Origin of the sequence: Amycolatopsis plumensis (genome assembly GCF_042652605.1) — a bacterium.
Taxonomy (GTDB): Bacteria; Actinomycetota; Actinomycetes; order Mycobacteriales; family Pseudonocardiaceae; genus Amycolatopsis; species Amycolatopsis plumensis.
The window spans coordinates 2,757,357-2,778,106 of sequence record NZ_JBHSJY010000001.1 but is presented as its reverse complement, the minus strand read 5'-3'; the positions used below and the strand labels follow the sequence as shown (position 1 = coordinate 2,778,106).

Sequence of the window (20,750 nt, the reverse complement as noted above, 5' to 3'; positions counted from 1 at the left end):
GGGAACAAGAACCCGAACCGCCTCGTTAGGCTGGGTACAGAGGTTGAGCGCAGTCGACTCAAGTCCGGCTTGACGGAGTGCGCGAAGGCCGGATAAAACTTGCCAGGGCCTCGCTCAAGGCGAGAACGAACCTGCAGGTCACGAACATAGCAGCCGTACACAGGAGGAAGCACCATGGCGCGAGCGGTCGGCATCGACCTCGGCACGACCAACTCGGTCGTCGCCGTCCTTGAGGGCGGCGAGCCGACGGTCATCGCCAACTCGGAAGGCTCCCGGACCACCCCTTCGATCGTCGCCTTCGCCAAGAACGGTGAAGTGCTGACCGGCCAGCCGGCGAAGAACCAGGCCGTCACGAACGTCGACCGGACGATCCGGTCCGTGAAGCGGCACATCGGTACCGACTGGAAGACCGAGATCGACGGCAAGGCCTACACCCCGCAGGAGATCAGCGCGCGCGTGCTGATGAAGCTCAAGCGCGACGCCGAGGCGTACCTGGGCGAGGAGATCACCGACGCCGTGATCACCGTCCCGGCGTACTTCGAGGACGCCCAGCGGCAGGCCACCAAGGAGGCCGGGCAGATCGCCGGCCTGAACGTGCTCCGCATCGTCAACGAGCCGACCGCCGCGGCGCTGGCGTACGGCCTGGACAAGGGCGAAAAGGAGCAGACCATCCTGGTCTTCGACCTCGGTGGTGGCACCTTCGACGTCTCGCTGCTGGAGATCGGCGAGGGCGTCGTCGAGGTCCGCGCCACCTCCGGTGACAACCACCTCGGTGGTGACGACTGGGACGAGCGCATCGTCAAGTGGCTGGTCGACAAGTTCAAGGCCACGAACGGCATCGACCTGACCAAGGACAAGATGGCGCTGCAGCGCATCCGCGAGGCGGCGGAGAAGGCGAAGATCGAGCTGTCCAGCTCGAACTCGGCCAGCATCAACCTGCCGTACATCACCGTCGACGCGGACAAGAACCCGCTGTTCCTCGACGAGACGCTCTCGCGCGCCGAGTTCCAGAAGATCACCGCGGACCTGCTCGAGCGCACCCGCAACCCGTTCAACAACGTCATCCGGGACGCGGGCATCGCCGTCGGTGACATCGACCACGTCGTGCTCGTCGGTGGTTCCACCCGCATGCCGGCCGTGTCGGACCTGGTCAAGGAGCTGACCGGCGGCCGTGAGCCGAACAAGGGCGTGAACCCGGACGAGGTCGTCGCGGTCGGCGCGGCGCTGCAGGCCGGCGTGCTGAAGGGCGAGGTCAAGGACGTCCTGCTGCTGGACGTCACGCCGCTGTCGCTCGGCATCGAGACCAAGGGTGGCGTCTTCACCAAGCTCATCGAGCGCAACACCACGATCCCGACCAAGCGCTCGGAGATCTTCTCCACCGCGGACGACAACCAGCCGTCGGTGCAGATCCAGGTGTTCCAGGGTGAGCGCGAGATCGCCGCGCACAACAAGAAGCTCGGCATGTTCGAGCTGACCGGTCTCCCGCCTGCCCCGCGTGGCGTGCCGCAGATCGAGGTCACCTTCGACATCGACGCCAACGGCATCGTGCACGTGACCGCGAAGGACCTGGGCACGAACAAGGAACAGTCGATGACGATCACCGGTGGCTCCGCGCTGCCGAAGGACGACATCGAGCGCATGGTCAAGGACGCCGAGGCCCACGCCGAGGAAGACAAGAAGCGCCGCGAGGAAGCGGAGACCCGCAACCAGGCGGAGACGCTGGTCTACCAGACCGAGAAGTTCGTCAAGGACAACGACGACAAGCTGCCCGAGGAGCTCAAGGGCAAGGTCAAGTCCGCGATCGACGAGGCCAACGAGTCGCTGAAGGGCACGGACTCGACCAAGATCCGCGAGGCGATCGAGAAGCTGAACGCCGCTTCGCAGGAGCTGGGCACCGCCCTGTACGCCAACGCGAACGCCGGTGCGGCGGGCGCCGAAGGTGCCGCGGGCGCGGGTGCGGCCGGCGACGCCGGTGCGGCCGGCGGCCAGGCCAAGGCCGATGACGTGGTGGACGCCGAGATCGTCGAAGAGGACGAGAAGAAGTGACCCACAGCTACGACGAATCCGAGAACCAGGGCCGCGGCCCCGAGGAGCCGGTGGTCGTGCGGGACCGTCGTCGGGTGGACCCCCAGACCGGGCAGGTTCGCCCGCCCGGTCCGGCCCACGCCGCGCCGGAGCCGGAGGAGGCGCCCGTGGAGCACGCGGGCCCTTCGCTCGGCGACACGATCATGGACGACGCGGTGTCGGTCGTCTCCGACGTGGAGAAGGAGCTGGCGGAGCGCACCGCCGACCTCCAGCGCCTGCAGGCCGAGTACGCCAACTACCGCAAGCGGGTCGAGCGTGATCGCGAGGCGGTCGTGATCGGCGCGAAGGCGACCGTGGTGAACGACCTGCTGCCGCTGCTCGACGACCTCGAGCGGGCCGAGCAGCACGGTGACCTCACCGGCGCGTTCAAGGCGGTCGGCGAAAAGCTGGTCAGCGGCCTGCAGCGCGCGGGCCTCGAGTCGTTCGGTGCCGAAGGCGAGCCGTTCGACCCGAGCGTGCACGAGGCCGTGCAGCACAACACCTCGCCGGACGTGGCGGGCCCGACGGTCACCGTGGTCATGCGCCGCGGGTACCGCTTCGGGGACCGCGTACTGCGGGCGGCGCTGGTCGGCGTGACCGACCACGAGCCCGCTGCGGCCCCGTCCGTCGGTGGCGAGGCGCCACTCGACGGCGGAGCCGATGAGCAGCAGCAGTAACAGGAACCCAGTGGGAGGAGGAGACGCCCGATGAGTGCACGGGAATGGATCGGTAAGGACTTCTACCGTGAACTGGGCGTCTCCTCCGACGCCACCGCGGACGAAATCAAGAAGGCCTACCGGAAGCTGGCCAAGGAGAACCACCCGGACGCGAACGCCGGCAACGCGCAGGCGGAGCAGAAGTTCAAGGCGGTCTCCGAGGCCTACGGCGTGCTCTCCGACGCGAGCAAGCGCAAGGAGTACGACGAGGCGCGGCGGCTGTTCGGCGGCGGGGGCGGCTTCAACTTCCCCGGTGGCGGCGGCACCGGCAGCTTCGACATGGGCGACATCTTCGGCCAGGCCGGCGCCGGGCAGCAGGGCGGCTTCGGCGGGCTCGGCGACATCCTCGGCGGGATCTTCGGCCGCGGGCGGTCGTCGGCGGGCGCGACCGCGAACCGGCCGCAGCGCGGGGCCGACGTCGAGACGGACGTCCGGATCGACTTCACCGAGGCGGTCAAGGGCGCGACCCTGCCGCTGCGGCTGTCGAGCCCGGCGACCTGCGCGACTTGTCACGGCAACGGCGCCCGGCCGGGCACGTCGCCGCGGACCTGCCCGACCTGTTCCGGGTCGGGGCTGGTCAGCCGCAGCCAGGGCGCGTTCGCGTTCTCGGAGCCGTGCCGCGACTGCCGCGGCCGCGGGACGATCATCGACGACCCGTGCCCCGAATGCGGCGGCGAAGGCATCAGCACGCGGACCCGCACGCTGACCGTCCGGATCCCGCCGGGCGTCGACGACGACCAGCGCATCCGGCTGGCCGGCCAGGGCGAGCCCGGCCGGGGCGGAGCGCAGGCGGGCGACCTGTACGTCCGGGTGCACGTGGCCCCGCACGCCCTCTTCGGGCGCAAGGGGCTCGACCTGACGATCACCGTGCCGGTGGACTTCACGGAACTTACGCTCGGCACCACGATCACGGTGCCGACGCTGGAAGCGAAGGTCTCGCTCAAGGTGCCGCCGGGCACGGCGAGCGGGCGGGTACTGCGCGTGCGCGGCAAGGGCATCGCCAAGCGCGACGGTTCGCAAGGTGACCTGCTCGTCACCCTCCAGGCGGCGATTCCCGCCAAACTGGACGACAAGGCGCGCGAAGCACTGCAGGCGTACGCCGAGGCGATGGCCGGGCACGACCCCCGGCCCGAGATCACCGAGCTGCTGCAAGGTAGGTGAGAGTGGTGTTCGGCGGGATTCCCCAGGAAGGGGACGAGGAGACCCCGGTGTTCGTCATCTCGGTGGCGGCCCAGCTCGCCGGGATGCACGCGCAGACGCTGCGCACGTACGACCGGCAGGGCCTGGTCTCACCGGGCCGCACCCCCGGCGGCGGGCGGCGCTACTCGATGCGGGACATCGCGCTGCTGCGCGAGGTCCAGCGCCTGTCGCAGGAGGACGGCGTCAACCTGGCCGGCATCAAGCGCATCATCGAGCTGGAGAACCAGGTCGACGCGCTGCGGGCCCGGATCACCGAGCTGACCGAGGAACTGACCGCGGCGTACGTGGCGGCGGAACAGGCCGCGGCGGCGGCCCACGCGTCCTACCGCCGGGACCTGGTGCCGCTCAACCAGCAGACGGCGATGGTGGTCTGGCGGCCGAAGCGCCGCTGACGACCAGAGCGACGAAGGCCTCCCCGGGCGACCGGGGAGGCCTTCTTGCGTGAGCAGTCCCTCCCGGCTGCTCACCGCCGCGGGGTCACGTCTTGACGTTCAGCAGCTGCTTCACCTCGGCCGTCCGGGACTCGATCACCCGTCGCGCCAGGTCCCGCGCCTGCGGGTTCACCCCGCCGCTCGTCCCGTTCTCGGTCTGGGCCAGCTCGACCGCGCCCTGCTGCTGTCCGGTCAGGACGTCCAGGAACCGGCGGGTGAACTCGCCGTCCGGCGCCGCCTTCAGCGCTCCCACCAGGTCCGGCGAGGTCATCTTCATGCCGCCGTGGCCCGCGTGGGCCTGCGGGTCCATCGCCATCGTCTCGGGCTGGTTCCACTCGCGGAGCCAGCCCCGCATGTCGTCGATCTCGGTCTTCTGCGTCACCTCGATCGCCGCCGCCAGCTCCTTCACCGAGGCCGGGAGCGGGCGTGCCGCCGCCAGCCGGACGATCTCGATCCCTTGCTGGTTCTGGGGAATCAGCATCTGCAGGAACATCACGTCGGCCGCGTTGTGCTGCGGTGGAGCGGCCGTCGTCGCGCAGCTTGTCAGGAGCAGCGCGACGACGGCCAAGACCACTCTCACTGGCGCTGCCAGAGCGCCGGGGTGTTCGGCGGCTCCCAGCCCGCGATCGCCGTGTGCGGCTGGAGGCAGCGGTAGCTCACGCCGTTGTACGTCACGACGTCACCCGTCTTGTACGCCGTGCCCGCCGACCACGTGCCGCTCGAAGGCGGGGTGGTGGTGGTCGTCGGCGGCTTGGTCGTGGTGGGCGGGGTCGTCGTGGTCGGGGGCGTGGTCGTGGTGGGCGGCGTGGTCGTGCCGCCGCCACCGACCTGCAGGTCGATGCAGCTGTAGAAGGCGTTGGCCGTGTCCGAGATGTTCCAGATGGCCAGCACCTTGATCCGGCCCGAATAGCCGGCCAGGTTCACCGTGTGCGACAGCGTCGACGGCGGCTGCTGACCGTTGCCGTTGAACACCGCGACGCGCGTGTTGCCGACGTAGTACTCGTAGTTCGACGTCGCGTGCCGCGCGGTGAACACCCAGTTGAACGTCACCGTGCTGCCGACCGACTTCGCGGGCCACGGCTTCGACTCGTCGGCCAGTTCGGCGAACTGGGACAGCCCGGCGTTGCAGCTGCGCAGCCCCTTCGGGCCTTCGACGCTCTGCGGTTCGTAGACGATCTGGCCGCAGTTGGGCACCTTCCCGGCCGCGCAGTTGGCCTGCCGGCTGGGCGGGTCGGACACGTAACCGTGGGCGCTCGCGGAGGCGGCGGGGAGGACGACGACCAGCACCGGCGCGAGCAGGGCTCCGGCAGCGGCCGCGAAGAGCTTGCGTTTCCAGGTCATTTCGGGCTCCTCGAAGGGGAACAGCGTCGTTCCGGAGGAAGGACGAACGAGCACATCCGGGGAAGATGTGGTCTAGACCATAAGGCGATTCGGGCACAACGGTCAACGAACTACCGCCGTTCGACGAGTTCGCTGCTCCGGTCGGCTCAGTGCGAAGGTCGGGCCGGCTGCTGCAGGTGCTCGCCGAAGAAGGACGTCACTCGGCGCCACGCGTCTTCGGCCGATTCGTGGTGGTAGGTGAAGCCGACGACCTTGAGCAGCAGGTTCACCGGGGCCGCGGTGTCGATCTTGTTGGCGAACCCGTGGCTGGCGTCCGGGTACTCCTTGACGTCGTGCGGGATGCCGCGCTCGGTGAGGGCCGTCTCGAGCTTCGCCGCGGCGCCGCGCAGCCCGAAGTCCTTCTTGCCGAAGCTGGCGACGATCGGGCAGGCGTCGTCGAGCACCGACAGGTTCTTCGGCAGCTGCCCGTAGTACGGCGCGGACGCTTCGAACCCGCGTGACGCCGCGACGAGCGCGAAGCCGCCGCCCAGGCAGAACCCGGCGACGCCGATTCGGCCCGAACAGTCCTCCCGGCCGGCCAGGAGCGCACGGGCCGCCTCGATGTCGTCGAAGGAGCGACCGCGCTGGGCGAACATGTCCGAAAACACCCGGCGCACGCAGCGGCGCATTCCCCCGCGCGAATACAGGTCCGGGCTGAGCGCGAGATATCCCTCGCGGGCGAAGCGGTCGGTGATGTTCTTCGTGTCCTGGCTCAGCCCGAACGCGTCGTGGATCAGCACCACGCCCGGGTGGGGGCCCGGGCCGCCGGGTTCCGCCAGGTATCCGCCGATGGTGCCGTCCGAAACCGGAATAGTCATCTCCATATCGGTGAAGATAGCGAGAATTCCCCGCTCCGGCGCCGCACGCTGAGAGTTCCTCAGCGCATTTCGGACAAATCTCAGTCCAGGGTGAACGGGTCGTAGGAAATTCGTTCCAGCTCGATCCCCCTGGCCAGCAGCTTGGCGACGGTCGCCTGGATCATCGGCGGCGAACCGGAAACCAGGACGTCGTGGTTCCGCCACGTGCCGCGCTGGGTGACGGCGTGGGCGAGCGTGCCGCGGTCGCCGCCGGACAGCGCGCCCTCCTCGGTGACCGGGGTGACCGTCAGCCACTTCGACGTCGCGGCCAGCCGCCGCAGCTCCTCCAGCGCGTACAGGTCCTCCGGCCGCCGTCCGCCGAAGAACAGGTGCACCGGCGGGTTCCGCTTCCAGCGCGACAGGTCGTCGAGAATGGCCAGCAGCGGCGTGATCCCGGTGCCGCCGCCGATCATGAGCAGCCGCCGTTTCGTCGACGTCGGGCGCACGTTCAGCACGCCCATCGACGGCCCGAGGCGCCAGACGTCACCCGGCCTGGTGTGGTTGACGATGCTCCCGCTGACCCAGCCGCCGGGCACCGCGCGCACGTGGAAGGTGAGCTCCCCGTCGCCGCGGGGTGCGTTGGCCGGCGAGAGGTACCGCCAGAACCGGGGCCGCTGCGGCACTTCCACGCTGACGTACCCGCCGGCGCGGTACGGCAGCAGGCCTTCGGTGCGCACCTTCACCAGCGCGACGTCGCGGTTGAGCTTCCGGTGCTCGAGCACGGTCGCCGACCACGTCGCCGGTCCCGTCTCCGCCTGGGCGGCTTCGCGCATCGTCTTGGCGATGAGCCCGTAGGCCGAGGTCCACGCCGATTCGACCTCGGCGGTCCACTTCTCCTTGAGAAACCGTTTCAGCGCGGCGATCAGCGCGACGCCCACGGCGTCGTAGTGGCGCGAGACGACGCCGAACTTCCGGTGGTCGCGGCCCAGCTGGCCGAGGAAGGTGACCAACTCGTCGGGCCGGTCGACCATCTGCACCACGTACACCAGCGCGCGCAGCAGCCTGCTGCGCTGCGTCGTCATGGTGACCGGGAACAGTTCCCGGCAATCGGGGGCGACCACGAACAACGCACCGTAGAAGTACTGCGCCAGTTCATCTGCTTTCGGTTCGACCTCCGCAAAACTCTCACGAATCAACCGGGCCATCTCTCGACCTTCCACAGCCGAAACGGGAACCGTCGCGGGCGCGGTGGAGATCTTCACGGATTCAGCACTCATCGGGAACGGCAATCTCCAGTCGTGCAAAGGCGTTCGCGCCGTGCATGCGGCGTCGCTGTGGCGGTGCCGCCCCCGAGGGTTCCCGACTGTAGGCGAATTCCCGTGCAGATGCGCGTGATTCCGCGCGTTCCCGCTCGAACGGAGCAATTCAAGTACGCCCGGTCAACCCGGTCTGTCATAGCGTAAAAATGATCACGCCCGGATTAATCCGTTACTCGTTGCCGATTTCCGAAGCGTAACGAATGATTCACCGGACGGCGGATTGCCGGTGGCTAGTCGATCGTGAACGGGTCGTACTGGATCTGGTCCAGCGCGCTGCCCGCGACCAGCATGCGCGACACCGTCGCGCGGATCATCGCCGGCGAGCCGGACACGAGGATGTGGTGCCCGGGCCAGGCGCCGTACCGCGTGACGGCCTCGGCCAGCGTCCCCTGTTCGAAGCCGGGGACGTCGCCCCCGCGCTCGACGACCGGCGTGACGGTCAGCCACGGGTTCGTCGCGGCCAGCGCGCGCAGTTCTTCGAGGTCGTAGAGGTCCTCGCGAGTCGGGCCGCCGTAGAACAGGTGCGTCTTCGGGTTCTCGCCCCACAGCGCGAGGTGGTCGAGGATCGCCCGCAGCGGCGCGACGCCGGTGCCGCCGGCGACCATCAGCACGGCCCGTGACGTCTCGCGGTCGACCGTCATCCGGCCCAGCGGCGGCCCGAGCCGCCAGACGTCCCCGGGCTGGGTGTGGCTGACGATGGCGCGGGAGACCCAGCCGCCGTCGATCGCGCGGACGTGGAACTCGATGCCGCCGTCCTCGCGCGGCGCGTTCGCCGGCGAAAGGTAGCGCCACAGCCGGGGCCGCTGCGGCACTTCGACGCTCACGTACTGGCCGGGGTGGTAGGGCACCGGCTGGTCGGGCACCAGCCGCACCAGCGCGAGATCCCAAGTCAGCCGCCGGTGCTCGACCACGGTGGCCGACCACGAGGGCGGGTTCGTGTCGGCCGCGGCCGCGTCCTGCATGGCCCGCGCGGCGATGGTGAACGCCTCGGCCCACGCCCGCTCGACCTCGGGCGTCCACGCCGGGCCGAGGTGGTTCTTGAGCGACGCCAGCAGCGCGGTGCCGACCGCTTCGTAGTGGCGCGGCACCACGCCGAACTTGCGGTGGTCGCGGCCCAGCTGGCGCAGGAACGGCGCGAGGTCGTCGGGCCGGTCGACCATCTGCACGATGTGCACCAGCGCGCGCACCAGCCTGCCGCGCTGGATCTCCATGTTGATCGGGAAGAAGTCGCGCGTGGTCGGGGCGAGGGTGAACAGCATCCCGTAGAAGAACTGCGAGATGTCCGCGATGTACGGCTCGGACATCGCCCAGCTGTCCCGGATGAGCCGGACCATCGCGGTCACGGCCGCGGGGGCTTCGCGCGGGGCCGAGGACCTGGGGAGCGGGCTGACGGAATCGGCTGTCATGAGCGGTTGTTCACGGGTCGGGGACCGCCTCCTGGGTCCTTCGCCACTGCTGCCACCTCGTCACTCGACGTCACCGGAATGCGCCGCGCGCACCGCCCGTCCGCAGGGTAGCCGCCGGGCGCCCTTTTGCCCGCATTGTTGCTCCGACCGGGTGTACCCGGCCCGGCCGGGCGTGGGGGACCTCACCGGCGAGATGGTTGTCGCGAGCAAGTGTCCGGAATATACTTGTATGGCACAACTAAGGGAGGTGCCTATGAGCTTCGACGACACCGACGACGACGTCCGGGTCGAGCTCATGCGCGAGCTCAAGACCGCTTCCCAGCTGCAGCACGCCTGGATCATGCAAGCCTGGCAGAGCGAGCCCGGGCTGCACCCGGCGGCCGCGATGTTGCTGTCCGACCTGGCGAAGAACGGCGAGACGCGGCCGTCCGAGCTGGCGAAACGCCGGTTCGTCGACCTCTCGGTCGTGAGCAGGCAGATCACCCAGCTGTCGGCGGCCGGGCTGGTCGACCGCCGTCCCGCGCCCGAAGACGGCCGGGCATCCCTGGTGAGCGTGTCCGAGAAGGGCCGGGCCGAGCTTGCCCGCTGGCGCGCCAACTACATCGAGTTCATGGAGAAGGCGCTCGGCGGCTGGGACGACCAGCGCGTCACCGACCTCACCGCCCGGCTGGCGGAGATGAACGCCGATCTCCGCCGCGCCCTCGGCAGCGACGCCTGCCTGGCCGACACGAACAAGTGACACCGGGGGAAAAAGGCACACCGGAAGTGTCTTTTTCCCCTGCGGAAAGTGTCCGTTCGGTCCTGACTCAGGGGCATTCGCCGGGGTTAACGTCGGTGGGTGACGCGTGACCGGGTCGCACTGCTGTGCGCGCTGGGGATCGACAACTTCGGCTCAGGTCTGTTCCTCCCGTTGGCACTGGTTTACGTGACGCAGGTGGTCGGCGTGCCGCTGGCCATGGCCGGCACCGCCGTCACGCTCGGCGCCATCGGGGGGCTCGTCGTGCCGCCGCTGGCCGGGCGGCTCGTCGACCGCGTCGGGCCGCGGGCCGTGGTGATCGGCGCCCAGCTGCTGCAGGCCGCCGGGGTCGGGGCGTACCTGCTGGCCGACAACGCGGGCCTGGTGGTGATCGCCGCCGTCCTGCTGTCCGCCGGTCAGCAGCTCTTCTACAGCTCGCTGTTCGTGCTCATCGCCGACATCGCGGGCGAGGGCCCGAAGGACCGCCCGTTCGCCGAAGTGGGGATGGTGCGCGCCGCCAGCTTCGGCCTGGGCGGCCTGGCGGCCGGGGCGATGCTGACGTGGCTGGGGGACACCGGCTACCTCATCGCGCTCGCCGTGGACGCGCTGACGTTCTTCGTGGCCGCGTCGATCCTCGTCTTCTTCGTCCAGCTGGCGCGGCCGCACCCGCCGGTCCGCGAACGGTCGGTCCGCGTGCTGCGTGACCGGCCGTACCTGGCCCTCATCCTGTTCAGCGGGCTCTTCGGGCTCTCGCTGGACTTCTTCCTGATCGGCACGCCGGTGTTCGTCCTCGACCGGCTGCACGGCCCGGTCTGGCTGCCGGGCGCGATCCTCGCCCTGCTGACCGTGCTGACCAGCGTCGGCGGCACGCTCGCCCTGCGGCTCACCGCCCGGTTGACGCGGATCGCGGCGATGCGCGTCGGCTCGGCCTTGTTCTCCGCGTGGTGCCTGGTCAGCCTGGGTGTGCTGCTCGTGCCCGAAGCCTGGCGGGTGGCCTATCTGCTCGTGTCGACGCTGGTGTTCGCCGCCGGCGACCTGGTCTTCGGGCCGAGGTCGGGGGCGCTCGCCGAGGCCGCGGCACCTCCGGTCGCCCGCGGACGTTATCTCGCTGCGTACCAGTACGCGTTCACCGTGGCGCAGGTGATCGCGCCCGCCGTGGTGGCCTTGTTCTCGGTCGCCGACTGGTTACCCTGGGTGCTGGTGGGGGCGTGCGCCGGTCTCGCCGTGGCCGGGCTCGGCACCCTCGGCCCGCGGTTGCCGGCGAGCGCCGTGACCCCCGGTCGAAGTTGAGCGGAACAGACTCAAGTTTTCGTGCGTTAGAGACAGTGTCAGGTCACGGTCAGGCCTGTCACCAGGACTTCTCGCAGTACCGAGCATGAGGTGAGGGATGGACGCTTTCAACCCGACCACGAAGACCCAGCAGGCGATCTCGTCCGCGGCGCAGGCGGCCACCATGGCCGGCAACCCGCACGTGTCGGCCGCCCATCTGCTGGGCGCCCTGCTGGCGCAGGGTGAGGGGCTGACCGCACCGCTGCTGACCGCGGTCGGGGCCGACCCGGAGCTGGTGCACAAGGAGCTCGAGCCGCTCATCGCGGCCCTGCCGTCGGCGACCGGCGCGACCGTGTCGAGCCCGCAGTTCGACACCTACGCGGTCAAGTGTCTGACGCGCGCCCAGAAGCTCGCCACCGAGCTGGGCGACGAGTACGTCTCGACCGAGCACCTGCTCGTCGGGCTCGCCACCGAGGGCGGGCAGGTCGCCGACCTGCTCAAGCGCCACGGGGCGACGCCGGACGCGCTGCAGGAGGCGTTCGCGAAGGTCCGCGGCTCGGCCCGGATCACCAGCGCGGACCCGGAGAGCACGTTCAAGGCGCTCGAAAAGTACGGCGTCGACCTCACCGAGCGCGCCCGCGCCGGCGAGCTCGACCCGGTCATCGGCCGCGACACCGAGATCCGCCGCGTCGTGCAGGTGCTGTCGCGGCGCACGAAGAACAACCCGGTCCTGATCGGCGAGCCGGGCGTCGGCAAGACGGCCATCGTCGAAGGGCTGGCCCAGCGCATCGTCGCCGGGGACGTGCCCGAGTCGCTGCGCGGCAAGCGCGTCGTCGCCCTCGACCTCGGGTCGATGGTGGCCGGCGCGAAGTACCGCGGCGAGTTCGAGGAGCGGCTGAAGGCCGTGCTCAAGGAGATCACCGACTCCGCGGGCGAGGTCATCACCTTCATCGACGAGCTGCACACGATCGTCGGCGCCGGCGCCACCGGCGAGGGCGGCGCGATGGACGCGGGCAACATGATCAAGCCGATGCTCGCCCGCGGCGAGCTGCGGATGGTCGGCGCGACCACGCTCGACGAGTACCGCCAGCACATCGAGAAGGACGCCGCCCTGGAGCGGCGCTTCCAGCAGGTGCTCGTCGGCGAGCCGTCGCCGGAGGACACGATCGCGATCCTGCGCGGGCTCAAGGAGCGTTACGAGGTGCACCACGGTGTCCGGATCACGGACGCCGCGCTGGTCGCCGCCGCCACGCTGTCCGACCGCTACATCACCGCGCGCTTCCTGCCGGACAAGGCGATCGACCTGGTCGACGAGGCCGCGTCGAAGCTCCGGATGGAGATCGACTCGCGGCCGGTGGAGATCGACGAGGTCGAGCGGGCGGTCCGCCGCCTGGAGATCGAGGAGATGGCGCTCGCGAAGGAGAGCGACGCCGCCTCGAAGGAGCGGCTCAGCAACCTGCGCGCCGAGCTGGCGGAGAAGCGCGAGACGCTGACCGCCCTCACCGCGCGCTGGCAGAACGAGAAGGGCTCGATCGAGAAGGTCCGCGAACTCAAGGAGCAGCTCGAGCAGCTGCGCGGCGAGTCCGAGCGCGCCGAGCGCGACGGCGACCTCGGCAAGGCCGCCGAACTGCGCTACGGCCGGATCCCCGCGCTGGAGAAGGAGTTCGAGGCGGCCACCGCGGCGAGCGAGGTCAGCCAGCAGAACGTCATGCTCAAGGAAGAGGTCGGCGCGGACGACGTCGCGGACGTGGTCAGCGCGTGGACCGGCATCCCGGCGGGACGGCTGCTGGAGGGCGAGACCGGCAAGCTGCTCCGGATGGAGGAGGAGCTGACCCGGCGCGTCATCGGGCAGGCCGAGGCCGTGCAGGTCGTCGCGGACGCGGTCCGCCGCAGCCGGGCCGGCGTCGCCGACCCCGACCGGCCGACCGGTTCGTTCCTGTTCCTCGGCCCGACCGGCGTCGGCAAGACCGAGCTGGCCAAGGCGCTGGCCGAGTTCCTGTTCGACGACGAGCGCGCGATGCAGCGCATCGACATGAGCGAGTACGCCGAGAAGCACTCGGTGGCGCGCCTGGTCGGTGCCCCGCCCGGGTACGTCGGCTACGACCAGGGCGGCCAGCTGACCGAGGCCGTGCGGCGCCGCCCGTACTCGGTGGTGCTGCTCGACGAGGTCGAGAAGGCCCACCCGGACGTCTTCGACGTGCTGCTGCAGGTCCTCGACGACGGGCGGCTGACCGACGGCCAGGGCCGGACGGTGGACTTCCGCAACACCATCCTGATCCTGACCTCGAACCTCGGCTCGCAGGCCATCGCCGACCCGTCGCTCGACGAGCGGCAGCGGCGGGACGCCGTGCTCGAGGTGGTGCAGCGGCAGTTCAAGCCGGAGTTCCTCAACCGGCTCGACGACATCGTCGTGTTCCACTCGCTCGGCACCGAGCAGCTGACGTCCATTGTGGACATCCAGGTGGCACGGCTCGCCAAGCGGCTGGAACAGCGGCGGCTGCACCTGGACGTCACCGACGGCGCCCGCGAGTGGCTCGCGCTCAACGGCTTCGACCCGATCTACGGCGCCCGCCCGCTGCGGCGGCTGGTCCAGTCGGCGATCGGCGACAAGCTGGCGAAGGAGCTGCTGTCGGGCGAGATCCGGGACGGCGACACCGTGCGCGTCGACGCCCCGGAGCTGGAGGCCGGTGACGCGCTGACCGTCACCCGCGTCTGACCCCTCGTGAGTGGTAAGGCGGGTTCTAACCCGCCTTACCACTCACGACAAGCTGCGGCAGACCACTCACCGGAGTGTGTCCACAGTGGTTCGTGGCGATTTGTCGACCCGGTCGGTGCGGAAAATGCTCCGAATGGGCCCGACGACACGGGGACCGGCGATCATCCCTCCGGCGTAACAGGCGATACCCTGGCCGACGTGGGTATTCCGGCGTGGATCTGGTTCGTCATCGCGGCCGTCGCCCTGGTGGCGGGGCTGGGGCTGCTCGCCGCCGACCGGGCGAAGGAGGGCTCGCGCAACCGCGAGCGCATGCGCTGGGCGCAGTTGCGCGGCTGGCAGTTCGTCGAGGAGGACGAACGCCTGCCGCAGCAGTGGTCCGGCGGCGCGATCGGCTACTTCGGCGCGGACGCGGCCGTGAACGTCGTCGCGGGTTCCACCTTCACCTCCGACGGCCGCCGCCCGGTGTTCATCTTCGACATCGAGACCGAGGGGCAGATCCCCGCGGTCGTCGTCGCCGTGCGCTGCAACAAGAAGCACCGGATCCCGATCGAGATGTGGCTGTCCAGCGTCCCGTTCCAGCGCGCGGACATGCCCGAAATGCTCGGCCCGATCGGCGCCCGCTACGCCTTCGCGGACGACGCGGAGGGAGCCCGCGTGGTGATCACGCAAGAGCTCGTCGACGCGGCCGACCAGCTGGGCGGCGACGTCGGCGTGGCCTGGCTGGAGAACGAGTGGGTGCTGGCCAGCGTGGTCCCGACGGCGGGCCCGTCGAGGCTCGAGCGCCTGCTGCGCGACCTGGGCGAGATCGCGGACATCGTCGACCCGTTCGACGAGGACTACGACGCGGGCCGCCACCAGGCGAGCGCCCCGGTCCCGGCCGAGGCCCCGGCGCCCGCTCCGGCCGCGGCTCCGGCCCCGGGCACCCCGGCGGCGGGGACGCCGGTCCAGCAGCCGCCCGCGGACGCGGAGCCGAACCCCAAGCCGAGTGAGAGCTAGAAGCCGAGCAATCGCTGGTCGAGGACGCTGAACGAGCCCGACCGGTCGAGGGTGCCGCGCACCGACGTCGTGCTGCCCTCCGCTTGGACGACGTGGTCCACGCCGAGGTCGCCGCTGATCGAGCCGGCCGGTCCCGCCGGGCCGAGCGACTGGCTCGTGCCCGCCAGTGCCCACGCCGGGCCCAGCTGAGCCCCGGCTTCGTGGCTCTGGCCCAGGTCCAGGACGCCGGTGAGCCGTCCGGCCGCGTACTGGTCGGACGTCGTGCCGACCGCGCCGAGCCGGCCGAGGTCGGCCACCTGGCCGGAGGACCGGCGGGCCGCCAGCGCACCGTCGAGGTCGCCGGCGAAGCTGCCGAACAGGCCGGTGTCCACCTCCTCGGCGTGCTGGCTCAGCACGTCGATCCCGTCGGCGGCCCAGACGCCGTGGCTCATGCCTTCACCGAGGCCGACCCGGTGCTCGGCGCCGCCGCCGAGGGGCGAGATCGACAGGCTCCGGGACGCGCCTTGGCCGAGCCGCTGGCTGTTCGCGGTGCCCGCGCGGACGTCGCCCCACCGCAAGGTGTGCCGGCCGGCGCGGGCGAACGATTCGGTTTCCTGCGCCGCGGCCGACGTCCCGGCCTGGCGTTCTTCGCGGTGGGTGATCGCGGACTCGGTCAGGTCCGTGTCGAGCACCGCGCCGGCGATCTCCTTCGCGAGGAAGTCGTGGCGGACCGTGGTCACGGTCTCGCGCACCACCGACGTGCCGTCCTCGCCCGACGTCTCGACGTCGCGGCGGAAGGTGCTGTCGTCGCGGTGGTAGAGCGGCAGGGTCAGCTCCGCCGGGCTCGCCAGCGCCGTGGCGGGAGCGGCGAAAAGCAGCACGGCGGGCGCCGCGCTCACGGCGACCTTCGGCAGATAGCCGCTTTTGCGCCTGGTGTGCTTACCCATGCGGCGGACGATACTTCCCCGCCGAATCGAACGCACGTCCGCCCGTGACCAGCGAGTATGTTCACCCACATGACCACCACCACCCTCATAACCGGTGCCACGGCGGGCATCGGCGCGCAGTTCGCGCGCACGCTCGCGGCCGAAAAACATGACTTGGTGCTCGTCGCCCGCGATGCCGCGCGGCTGGAGGCCTACGCCGCTGAGCTGCGGGAAAAGCACGGCGTGGCGGTCGAGGTACTGCCCGCCGATCTGTCCGAAGTGGACGGACGGACGGCGGTCGAGGAGCGGCTCGCGGCCGGGCCGGTCGACCTCCTGGTGAACAACGCCGGTTTCGGGCTGAACGGCGACTTCTGGACCATCCCGCCGGACGCGCTGCAGCGCCAGCTCGACGTCAACGTCACCGCCGTGCTGCGGCTCACCCGGGCCGTGCTGCCCGGCATGATCGAGCGCGGCCACGGCGAAATCATCCAGGTCAGCAGCGTGGCGGGGTTCTTCAGCGGCCGCGGCTCGACGTACACGGCGAGCAAGAACTGGGTCACGTCGTTCACCGAAGGCATCGCCGCTTCGCTGCCGAAGGGTGTCCGGATGATGGCGCTTTGCCCCGGTTTCACGGCGACGGAGTTCCACGAACGGGCCGGCATCGGCAAACCGGGCCCGAAAATCGCCTGGTTGGGTGTCGAACAGGTGGTCAACGAGGCTCTGGCGGACCTGCGCCGCGGCAAGGTGATCTCCGTGCCGAGCCTGCAGTACAAGGCCGTCGTCGCGGTCGGCGGCCTGCTGCCGCGCGCGGTGCTGCGCCGGATCAGCGGCGGCTTCGGCGGCAAGGGCCGCACCTGAGGGCACTTTCACGGGAAAGTGCCCTCGGTAGGGCTGTCCCTACCCGGAAGACGCACGCGCGCACCAGGGTGATCGCCGGGTCGTCCCCCTAGCGTTTTCCCCATGACAACTGGGTGGCACGAGGCAGCGGACGCGGTCCGGCTGGAAGCCGTGCGCAAGGAGTACGGCGGCGTGGTCGCGCTGGACGGGGTCTCGATCTCGTTCCCCCGCGGCGGGTTCACCGCGGTGATGGGCCCGTCCGGCTCGGGCAAGAGCACGTTCCTGCACTGCGCGGCCGGGCTCGACCGGCCCACGTCCGGCCGGGTCGTGCTCGACGGCCAGGACCTCGACGGCAAGAACGAGACCTACCTGACGAAGCTGCGGCGCGACCGCGTCGGCTTCGTCTTCCAGTCGTTCAACCTGCTTCCGGCGCTGACGGTCGAGCAGAACGTGGTGCTGCCGCTGCAGCTGGCCGGCAAGCGCCCGGACAAGCGGCTGGTGGCCCGGATCCTCGCGCACGTCGGGCTGGACGGGCGCCGCAAGCACCTGCCCGGGCAGCTCTCCGGCGGTCAGCAGCAGCGCGTCGCGATCGCGCGGGCCCTGGTCACCGACCCTGCCGTGCTGTTCGCCGACGAGCCGACCGGCGCCCTCGACACGCGCACCGCCGCCGAGGTGCTCGGCCTGCTGCGCGACTCCGTCCGTGCGTCGGGCCAGACGGTGATCATGGTGACGCACGACCCGGTCGCCGCGTCCTACGCCGACCAGGTCGTCTTCCTGGCCGACGGCCGGATCGCCGGGCAGCTGGCCCGGCCGACCGCGGAAGCCGTCGCCGAGCGGATGACGCACCTGGGTGCCTGGGGCCGGGTGGCGGCCTGATGTTCAAGCTCGCCCTGCGGACCCTCCGCCTGCGCAAAGGCGGCTTCCTGGCGACGTTCGTCGCCGTGTTCTTCGGCGCGCTGGTCGTCTCGGCGTGCGGTGGCCTGATGGAGACCGGCATCCGGTCCGAGACGCCGGTGCAGCGGCTGGCCGCGGCGCCGATCGTCGTCGGCGGGCAGCAGACGCTCGAGCTGCCCAAGGAGGACCCGGCGACCCTCGAGCCGGACGACAAGCACAAGTTCGAGAACGCGACCCTGCCCGAGCGCGTCCGGCTCGACGCGGGCCTGGCCGACCGCCTGCGCGCGGTCCCGGGTGTCACGAACGTCGTCGGCGAATACAGCTTCCCCGTCCAGTCCGGGCCGGTGAGCGCGCTCGGGCACGCCTGGGATTCCGCCGTGCTGACGCCGTACACGCTGAAGGGCGACGCGCCGAAGCCCGGCGAAGTCGTCGTCGACGCCGGGCTCGGGCTCGCCGTCGGCGACACGCTGCCGATCGCCGCGCACGGCCGCGCCGGCCAGTACCGGATCTCCGGCATCGCCGAAGCACCCCAGGCCATGCGGGACGCGGCCGTGTTCTTCGCGCCTTCGGACGCCGAGACGCTCTCCGGGCACCCGGGCCGCTTCGACACCATCGGCGTCTTCGGCGGCGATGTCGCCGCCGTGACCGCGGCCGTCGGCGACGCCGGGGTCGTGACGACCGGCGTCGACCGCGGCGCGCTGGAGTTCCCCGAAACGAGCAAGAGCGGCGAGAACCTGATCGTGCTGGCCGCCGTCTCGGGCGGGCTCTCGGCCATGGTCATGGTGTTCGTCGTGGCGGGCACGCTGACCCTGTCGACGCAGCAGCGCCAGCGCGAACTCGCGCTGTTGCGCGCGGTCGGCACGACCCCGCGCCAGCTGCGGCGGATGGTGCTCGGCGAGGCGCTCGTCGTCGGGCTGCTCGCGGTCGGCGCCGCCGTCGTGCTCGGCCCGGTGCTGGCGAGGTGGCTGTTCGGCGAGCTCGCCGACCACCACGTCGTCCCCGACGTGCTGGTGTTCGCGCAGGGCTGGGTGCCGGCGGTGGTCGCCGCGGGTGCGTCGCTGCTGGCCGTCGTCGGTGCGTCCTTCGTGGCGGGACGGCGGGCCTCGCGGATCCGCCCGACCGAAGCCCTCGCCGAAGCCGCCGTCGAGCGGCGCTGGCTGACGCCGATCCGGCTGATCACCGCGATCCTGTGCTTCGGCGGCGGGACGGCGCTCGGCATCGTCACGGTCGCGGTGATGACCGGCCCGGTCGCGGCCAGCACGGCCGGCCCGGCGGTGATGCTGTGGGCGTTCGGGCTCGCGGCGATCAGCCCCGGCGTGACGAAGCTGGTGGCCACGCTGCTGAGCGGGCCGGTGCACGCGCTCACCGGTGTCAACGGCCGGGTCGCGCTGCGCAACACCCGCGTCGGCGCGGTGCGGGCGGCCGGCGCGGTCACGCCGATCATGCTCGCGGTCGGCATCGCGACCGCCAACATCTACCTGCAGACCACCCAGGAAGCCGTCTCGAACCAGGCCTACACCGAGGACCTGCGCGCGGACGCGGTCGTGGCCGGCCCGAGCGGGCTCGATCCGTCCGTGGCGGGCCGCGTGCGCGCCGTCCCGGGTGTCGCGAGCGCGTCGGAGTACGTGACGAGCACGGTGTTCGTCGAGAAGCCGTTCGACTCGGGGCAGAACGACGACGGCCGGCCCGCGCTGGGCGTCAGCGAGCTGACCGGGAACACCGTCGAGGTGCCCTCGGCGTTCGGCCACCACGTCGGCGACACGCTGTCGCTGCGGCTCGGCGACGGGACGCCGGCGGACGTCCGGGTCACCGCCGTCGTCGACCAGCGCCCCGGGTTCGAACAGCTCGTGCTGCCCGCGAGCCTGCTGGCCCCGCACACCACGCTCGGGCTCGCCCCGCAGCTGCTGGTCCGCGCCGCTCCCGGCGTCGACAGTGCAACGCTGACCGCACGCCTGCGCGAGGCGACCGCGGGGCTGCCCGTGTCTGTTGGCGACCGCGGCACGCTGATCGCGGCGCACGCGAAGGGCAACGAGGTCGGCGCCTGGGTCAACTACCTGCTCGTCGGGATGATCATCGCGTACACGGTGATCTCCGTGGTGAACACGCTGGTGACGGCCACCGCGCGGCGGCGGCGCGAGTTCGGGGTGCAGCGGCTGAGCGGCTTCACCCGCGGCCAGGTGCTGCGGATGGCCGGCGTCGAAGGCGGCTTGATCGCGACCATCGCGGTGCTGCTCGGGACGCTGACCGCGGCGGGCGCGATCGTGCCGTTCTGCCTGGTGGTGACCGGCTCGCCGCTGCCGTCGGGGCCGGTGACCATCTACCTGACGGTGCTGGCGATCGCCGTGGTGCTCGCGCTGGTGGCGATCCTGGTCCCGGCCTGGGCCGCGACGCGCGGGCGTGCGGTCGATGCCACATCCGTCGGTGAGTGAGCCCGGCCGTGTGTAAGACTCACGGCCGTGGCGAACCCCGGGTTGGATCAAGCGGCGAAACTCGAACTGGCCAGGCTGGTCACCGATCTTTCCGTGGTGCACGGAAAAGTGACCCTGGCGTCCGGCAAGGAAGCCGACTACTACATCGACCTCCGGCGGGCGACGCTGCACCACGCGGCCGCGCCGCTGATCGGCAAGCTCCTGCGTCAGCTGACGGCGGACTGGGACTACGTGGCGGCCGGCGGCCTGACCCTCGGCGCCGACCCGGTCGCGCTGGCGATGCTGCACTCGGCGGCGAACGACGGGGTCGTGCTGGACGCGTTCGTCGTCCGCAAGTCGGTCAAGGAACACGGCATGCAGCGGCGCATCGAGGGCATGGAGGTCCGCGGCCAGCGCGTGCTCGCGGTCGAGGACACGTCCACGACCGGCGGCAGCGTGCTGACGGCGGTCGAGGCCCTGCGCGAAGCGGGCGCGAACGTGGTCGGCGTGGTGACGGTCGTCGACCGCGACACGGGCGCGCGCGAGGCGATCGAGAAGGAAGGCCTCGAGTACCGGTACGTCCTCGGCAAGGACGACCTCGGCCTGGAGTGAACCCCCGCCGGGGCGGATCGCCGGATTCGCCCCGGTGCCCGCCGTCACCCAGAATCACTGCGTG

General features: G+C 70.9%; 18 protein-coding genes. 12 read left to right on the top strand and 6 right to left on the bottom strand.

Translation table 11 applies throughout. The annotated features are described in order from the left end of the window. Positions 1-174 precede the first annotated feature (174 nt). From dnaK to ACFPLC_RS13260, 4 genes are read left to right on the top strand one after another with little or no spacing between them, the layout of a single operon-like run. Entirely contained in the window at positions 175-2,046 is a 1,872-nt protein-coding gene (gene dnaK, locus ACFPLC_RS13275; protein ID WP_191315880.1) for a molecular chaperone DnaK, read from the top strand. Continuing rightward, positions 2,043-2,741, top strand: a complete 699-nt coding sequence (gene grpE / locus ACFPLC_RS13270; RefSeq protein WP_378203625.1) for a nucleotide exchange factor GrpE — start codon at positions 2,043-2,045, stop codon at positions 2,739-2,741. The genes dnaK and grpE overlap by 4 nt, the downstream gene beginning before the upstream one ends. Before the next feature lie 30 nt (positions 2,742-2,771). After that, positions 2,772-3,941, top strand: coding sequence for a molecular chaperone DnaJ (dnaJ, locus tag ACFPLC_RS13265; RefSeq protein ID WP_378203628.1), 1,170 nt, complete (start codon positions 2,772-2,774; stop codon positions 3,939-3,941). A 5-nt stretch (positions 3,942-3,946) separates the two neighbouring features. Then, positions 3,947-4,372, top strand: a complete 426-nt coding sequence (locus ACFPLC_RS13260; protein WP_378203632.1) for a heat shock protein transcriptional repressor HspR — start codon at positions 3,947-3,949, stop codon at positions 4,370-4,372. Positions 4,373-4,457: 85 nt separating this feature from the next. On the opposite strand, the gene ACFPLC_RS13255 is transcribed toward ACFPLC_RS13260, so the two are convergent. The 5 genes from ACFPLC_RS13255 to ACFPLC_RS13235 form a co-directional block, all read right to left on the bottom strand. Then, positions 4,458-4,991 (bottom strand): DUF305 domain-containing protein, encoded by a 534-nt coding sequence (locus ACFPLC_RS13255; RefSeq protein ID WP_378203635.1) that lies wholly within the window; start codon positions 4,989-4,991, stop codon positions 4,458-4,460. Continuing rightward, the gene (locus tag ACFPLC_RS13250; RefSeq protein ID WP_378203638.1) at positions 4,988-5,752 is read right to left on the bottom strand and encodes a lytic polysaccharide monooxygenase; all 765 of its coding nucleotides are present in this window, start codon (positions 5,750-5,752) and stop codon (positions 4,988-4,990) included. The genes ACFPLC_RS13255 and ACFPLC_RS13250 overlap by 4 nt, the downstream gene beginning before the upstream one ends. Before the next feature lie 146 nt (positions 5,753-5,898). Next, positions 5,899-6,615 (bottom strand): dienelactone hydrolase family protein, encoded by a 717-nt coding sequence (locus ACFPLC_RS13245; RefSeq protein ID WP_378203641.1) that lies wholly within the window; start codon positions 6,613-6,615, stop codon positions 5,899-5,901. Positions 6,616-6,689: 74 nt separating this feature from the next. Beyond that, positions 6,690-7,793 (bottom strand): globin domain-containing protein, encoded by a 1,104-nt coding sequence (locus ACFPLC_RS13240; protein ID WP_378203644.1) that lies wholly within the window; start codon positions 7,791-7,793, stop codon positions 6,690-6,692. Positions 7,794-8,137: 344 nt separating this feature from the next. Then, positions 8,138-9,313: a globin domain-containing protein gene (locus ACFPLC_RS13235; protein ID WP_378203647.1), complete on the bottom strand. Its 1,176-nt coding sequence runs from the start codon at positions 9,311-9,313 to the stop codon at positions 8,138-8,140. A 253-nt stretch (positions 9,314-9,566) separates the two neighbouring features. Here ACFPLC_RS13235 and ACFPLC_RS13230 point away from each other — a divergent pair, with 253 nt between their 5' ends. The 4 genes from ACFPLC_RS13230 to ACFPLC_RS13215 all read left to right on the top strand — a co-directional run bounded on the left by ACFPLC_RS13230 (position 9,567) and on the right by ACFPLC_RS13215 (position 15,030). Next, positions 9,567-10,052, top strand: coding sequence for a MarR family winged helix-turn-helix transcriptional regulator (locus ACFPLC_RS13230; RefSeq protein WP_191315873.1), 486 nt, complete (start codon positions 9,567-9,569; stop codon positions 10,050-10,052). A gap of 99 nt (positions 10,053-10,151) precedes the next feature. After that, a complete protein-coding gene (locus ACFPLC_RS13225) occupies positions 10,152-11,339 on the top strand; it encodes an MFS transporter (RefSeq protein WP_378203650.1) in 1,188 nt (395 codons plus the stop codon). A gap of 97 nt (positions 11,340-11,436) precedes the next feature. After that, entirely contained in the window at positions 11,437-14,034 is a 2,598-nt protein-coding gene (gene clpB / locus ACFPLC_RS13220; protein WP_378203653.1) for an ATP-dependent chaperone ClpB, read from the top strand. A 198-nt stretch (positions 14,035-14,232) separates the two neighbouring features. Then, complete coding sequence (locus ACFPLC_RS13215; protein ID WP_378203656.1) at positions 14,233-15,030, top strand: type III secretion system chaperone family protein; 798 nt, start codon at positions 14,233-14,235, stop codon at positions 15,028-15,030. Here ACFPLC_RS13215 and ACFPLC_RS13210 read toward each other — a convergent pair. Next, entirely contained in the window at positions 15,027-15,956 is a 930-nt protein-coding gene (locus ACFPLC_RS13210; RefSeq protein WP_378203659.1) for a hypothetical protein, read from the bottom strand. The two genes, ACFPLC_RS13215 and ACFPLC_RS13210, sit on opposite strands and share 4 nt — an antisense overlap. Before the next feature lie 69 nt (positions 15,957-16,025). Between ACFPLC_RS13210 and ACFPLC_RS13205 the strand changes: the two genes are divergently transcribed. The 4 genes from ACFPLC_RS13205 to pyrE all read left to right on the top strand — a co-directional run bounded on the left by ACFPLC_RS13205 (position 16,026) and on the right by pyrE (position 20,686). Then, positions 16,026-16,793, top strand: coding sequence for an SDR family NAD(P)-dependent oxidoreductase (locus ACFPLC_RS13205; protein WP_378203662.1), 768 nt, complete (start codon positions 16,026-16,028; stop codon positions 16,791-16,793). A 102-nt stretch (positions 16,794-16,895) separates the two neighbouring features. Then, positions 16,896-17,648 carry an ABC transporter ATP-binding protein gene (locus ACFPLC_RS13200; RefSeq protein ID WP_378203665.1) on the top strand — a complete coding sequence of 251 codons (753 nt, stop codon included), beginning with the start codon at positions 16,896-16,898 and terminating at the stop codon, positions 17,646-17,648. After that, positions 17,648-20,095: an ABC transporter permease gene (locus tag ACFPLC_RS13195; protein ID WP_378203669.1), complete on the top strand. Its 2,448-nt coding sequence runs from the start codon at positions 17,648-17,650 to the stop codon at positions 20,093-20,095. Before ACFPLC_RS13200 ends, ACFPLC_RS13195 begins: the two co-directional genes overlap by 1 nt. A gap of 27 nt (positions 20,096-20,122) precedes the next feature. Continuing rightward, positions 20,123-20,686, top strand: a complete 564-nt coding sequence (gene pyrE / locus ACFPLC_RS13190) for an orotate phosphoribosyltransferase (RefSeq protein ID WP_191315865.1) — start codon at positions 20,123-20,125, stop codon at positions 20,684-20,686. Positions 20,687-20,750: the final 64 nt, after the last annotated feature.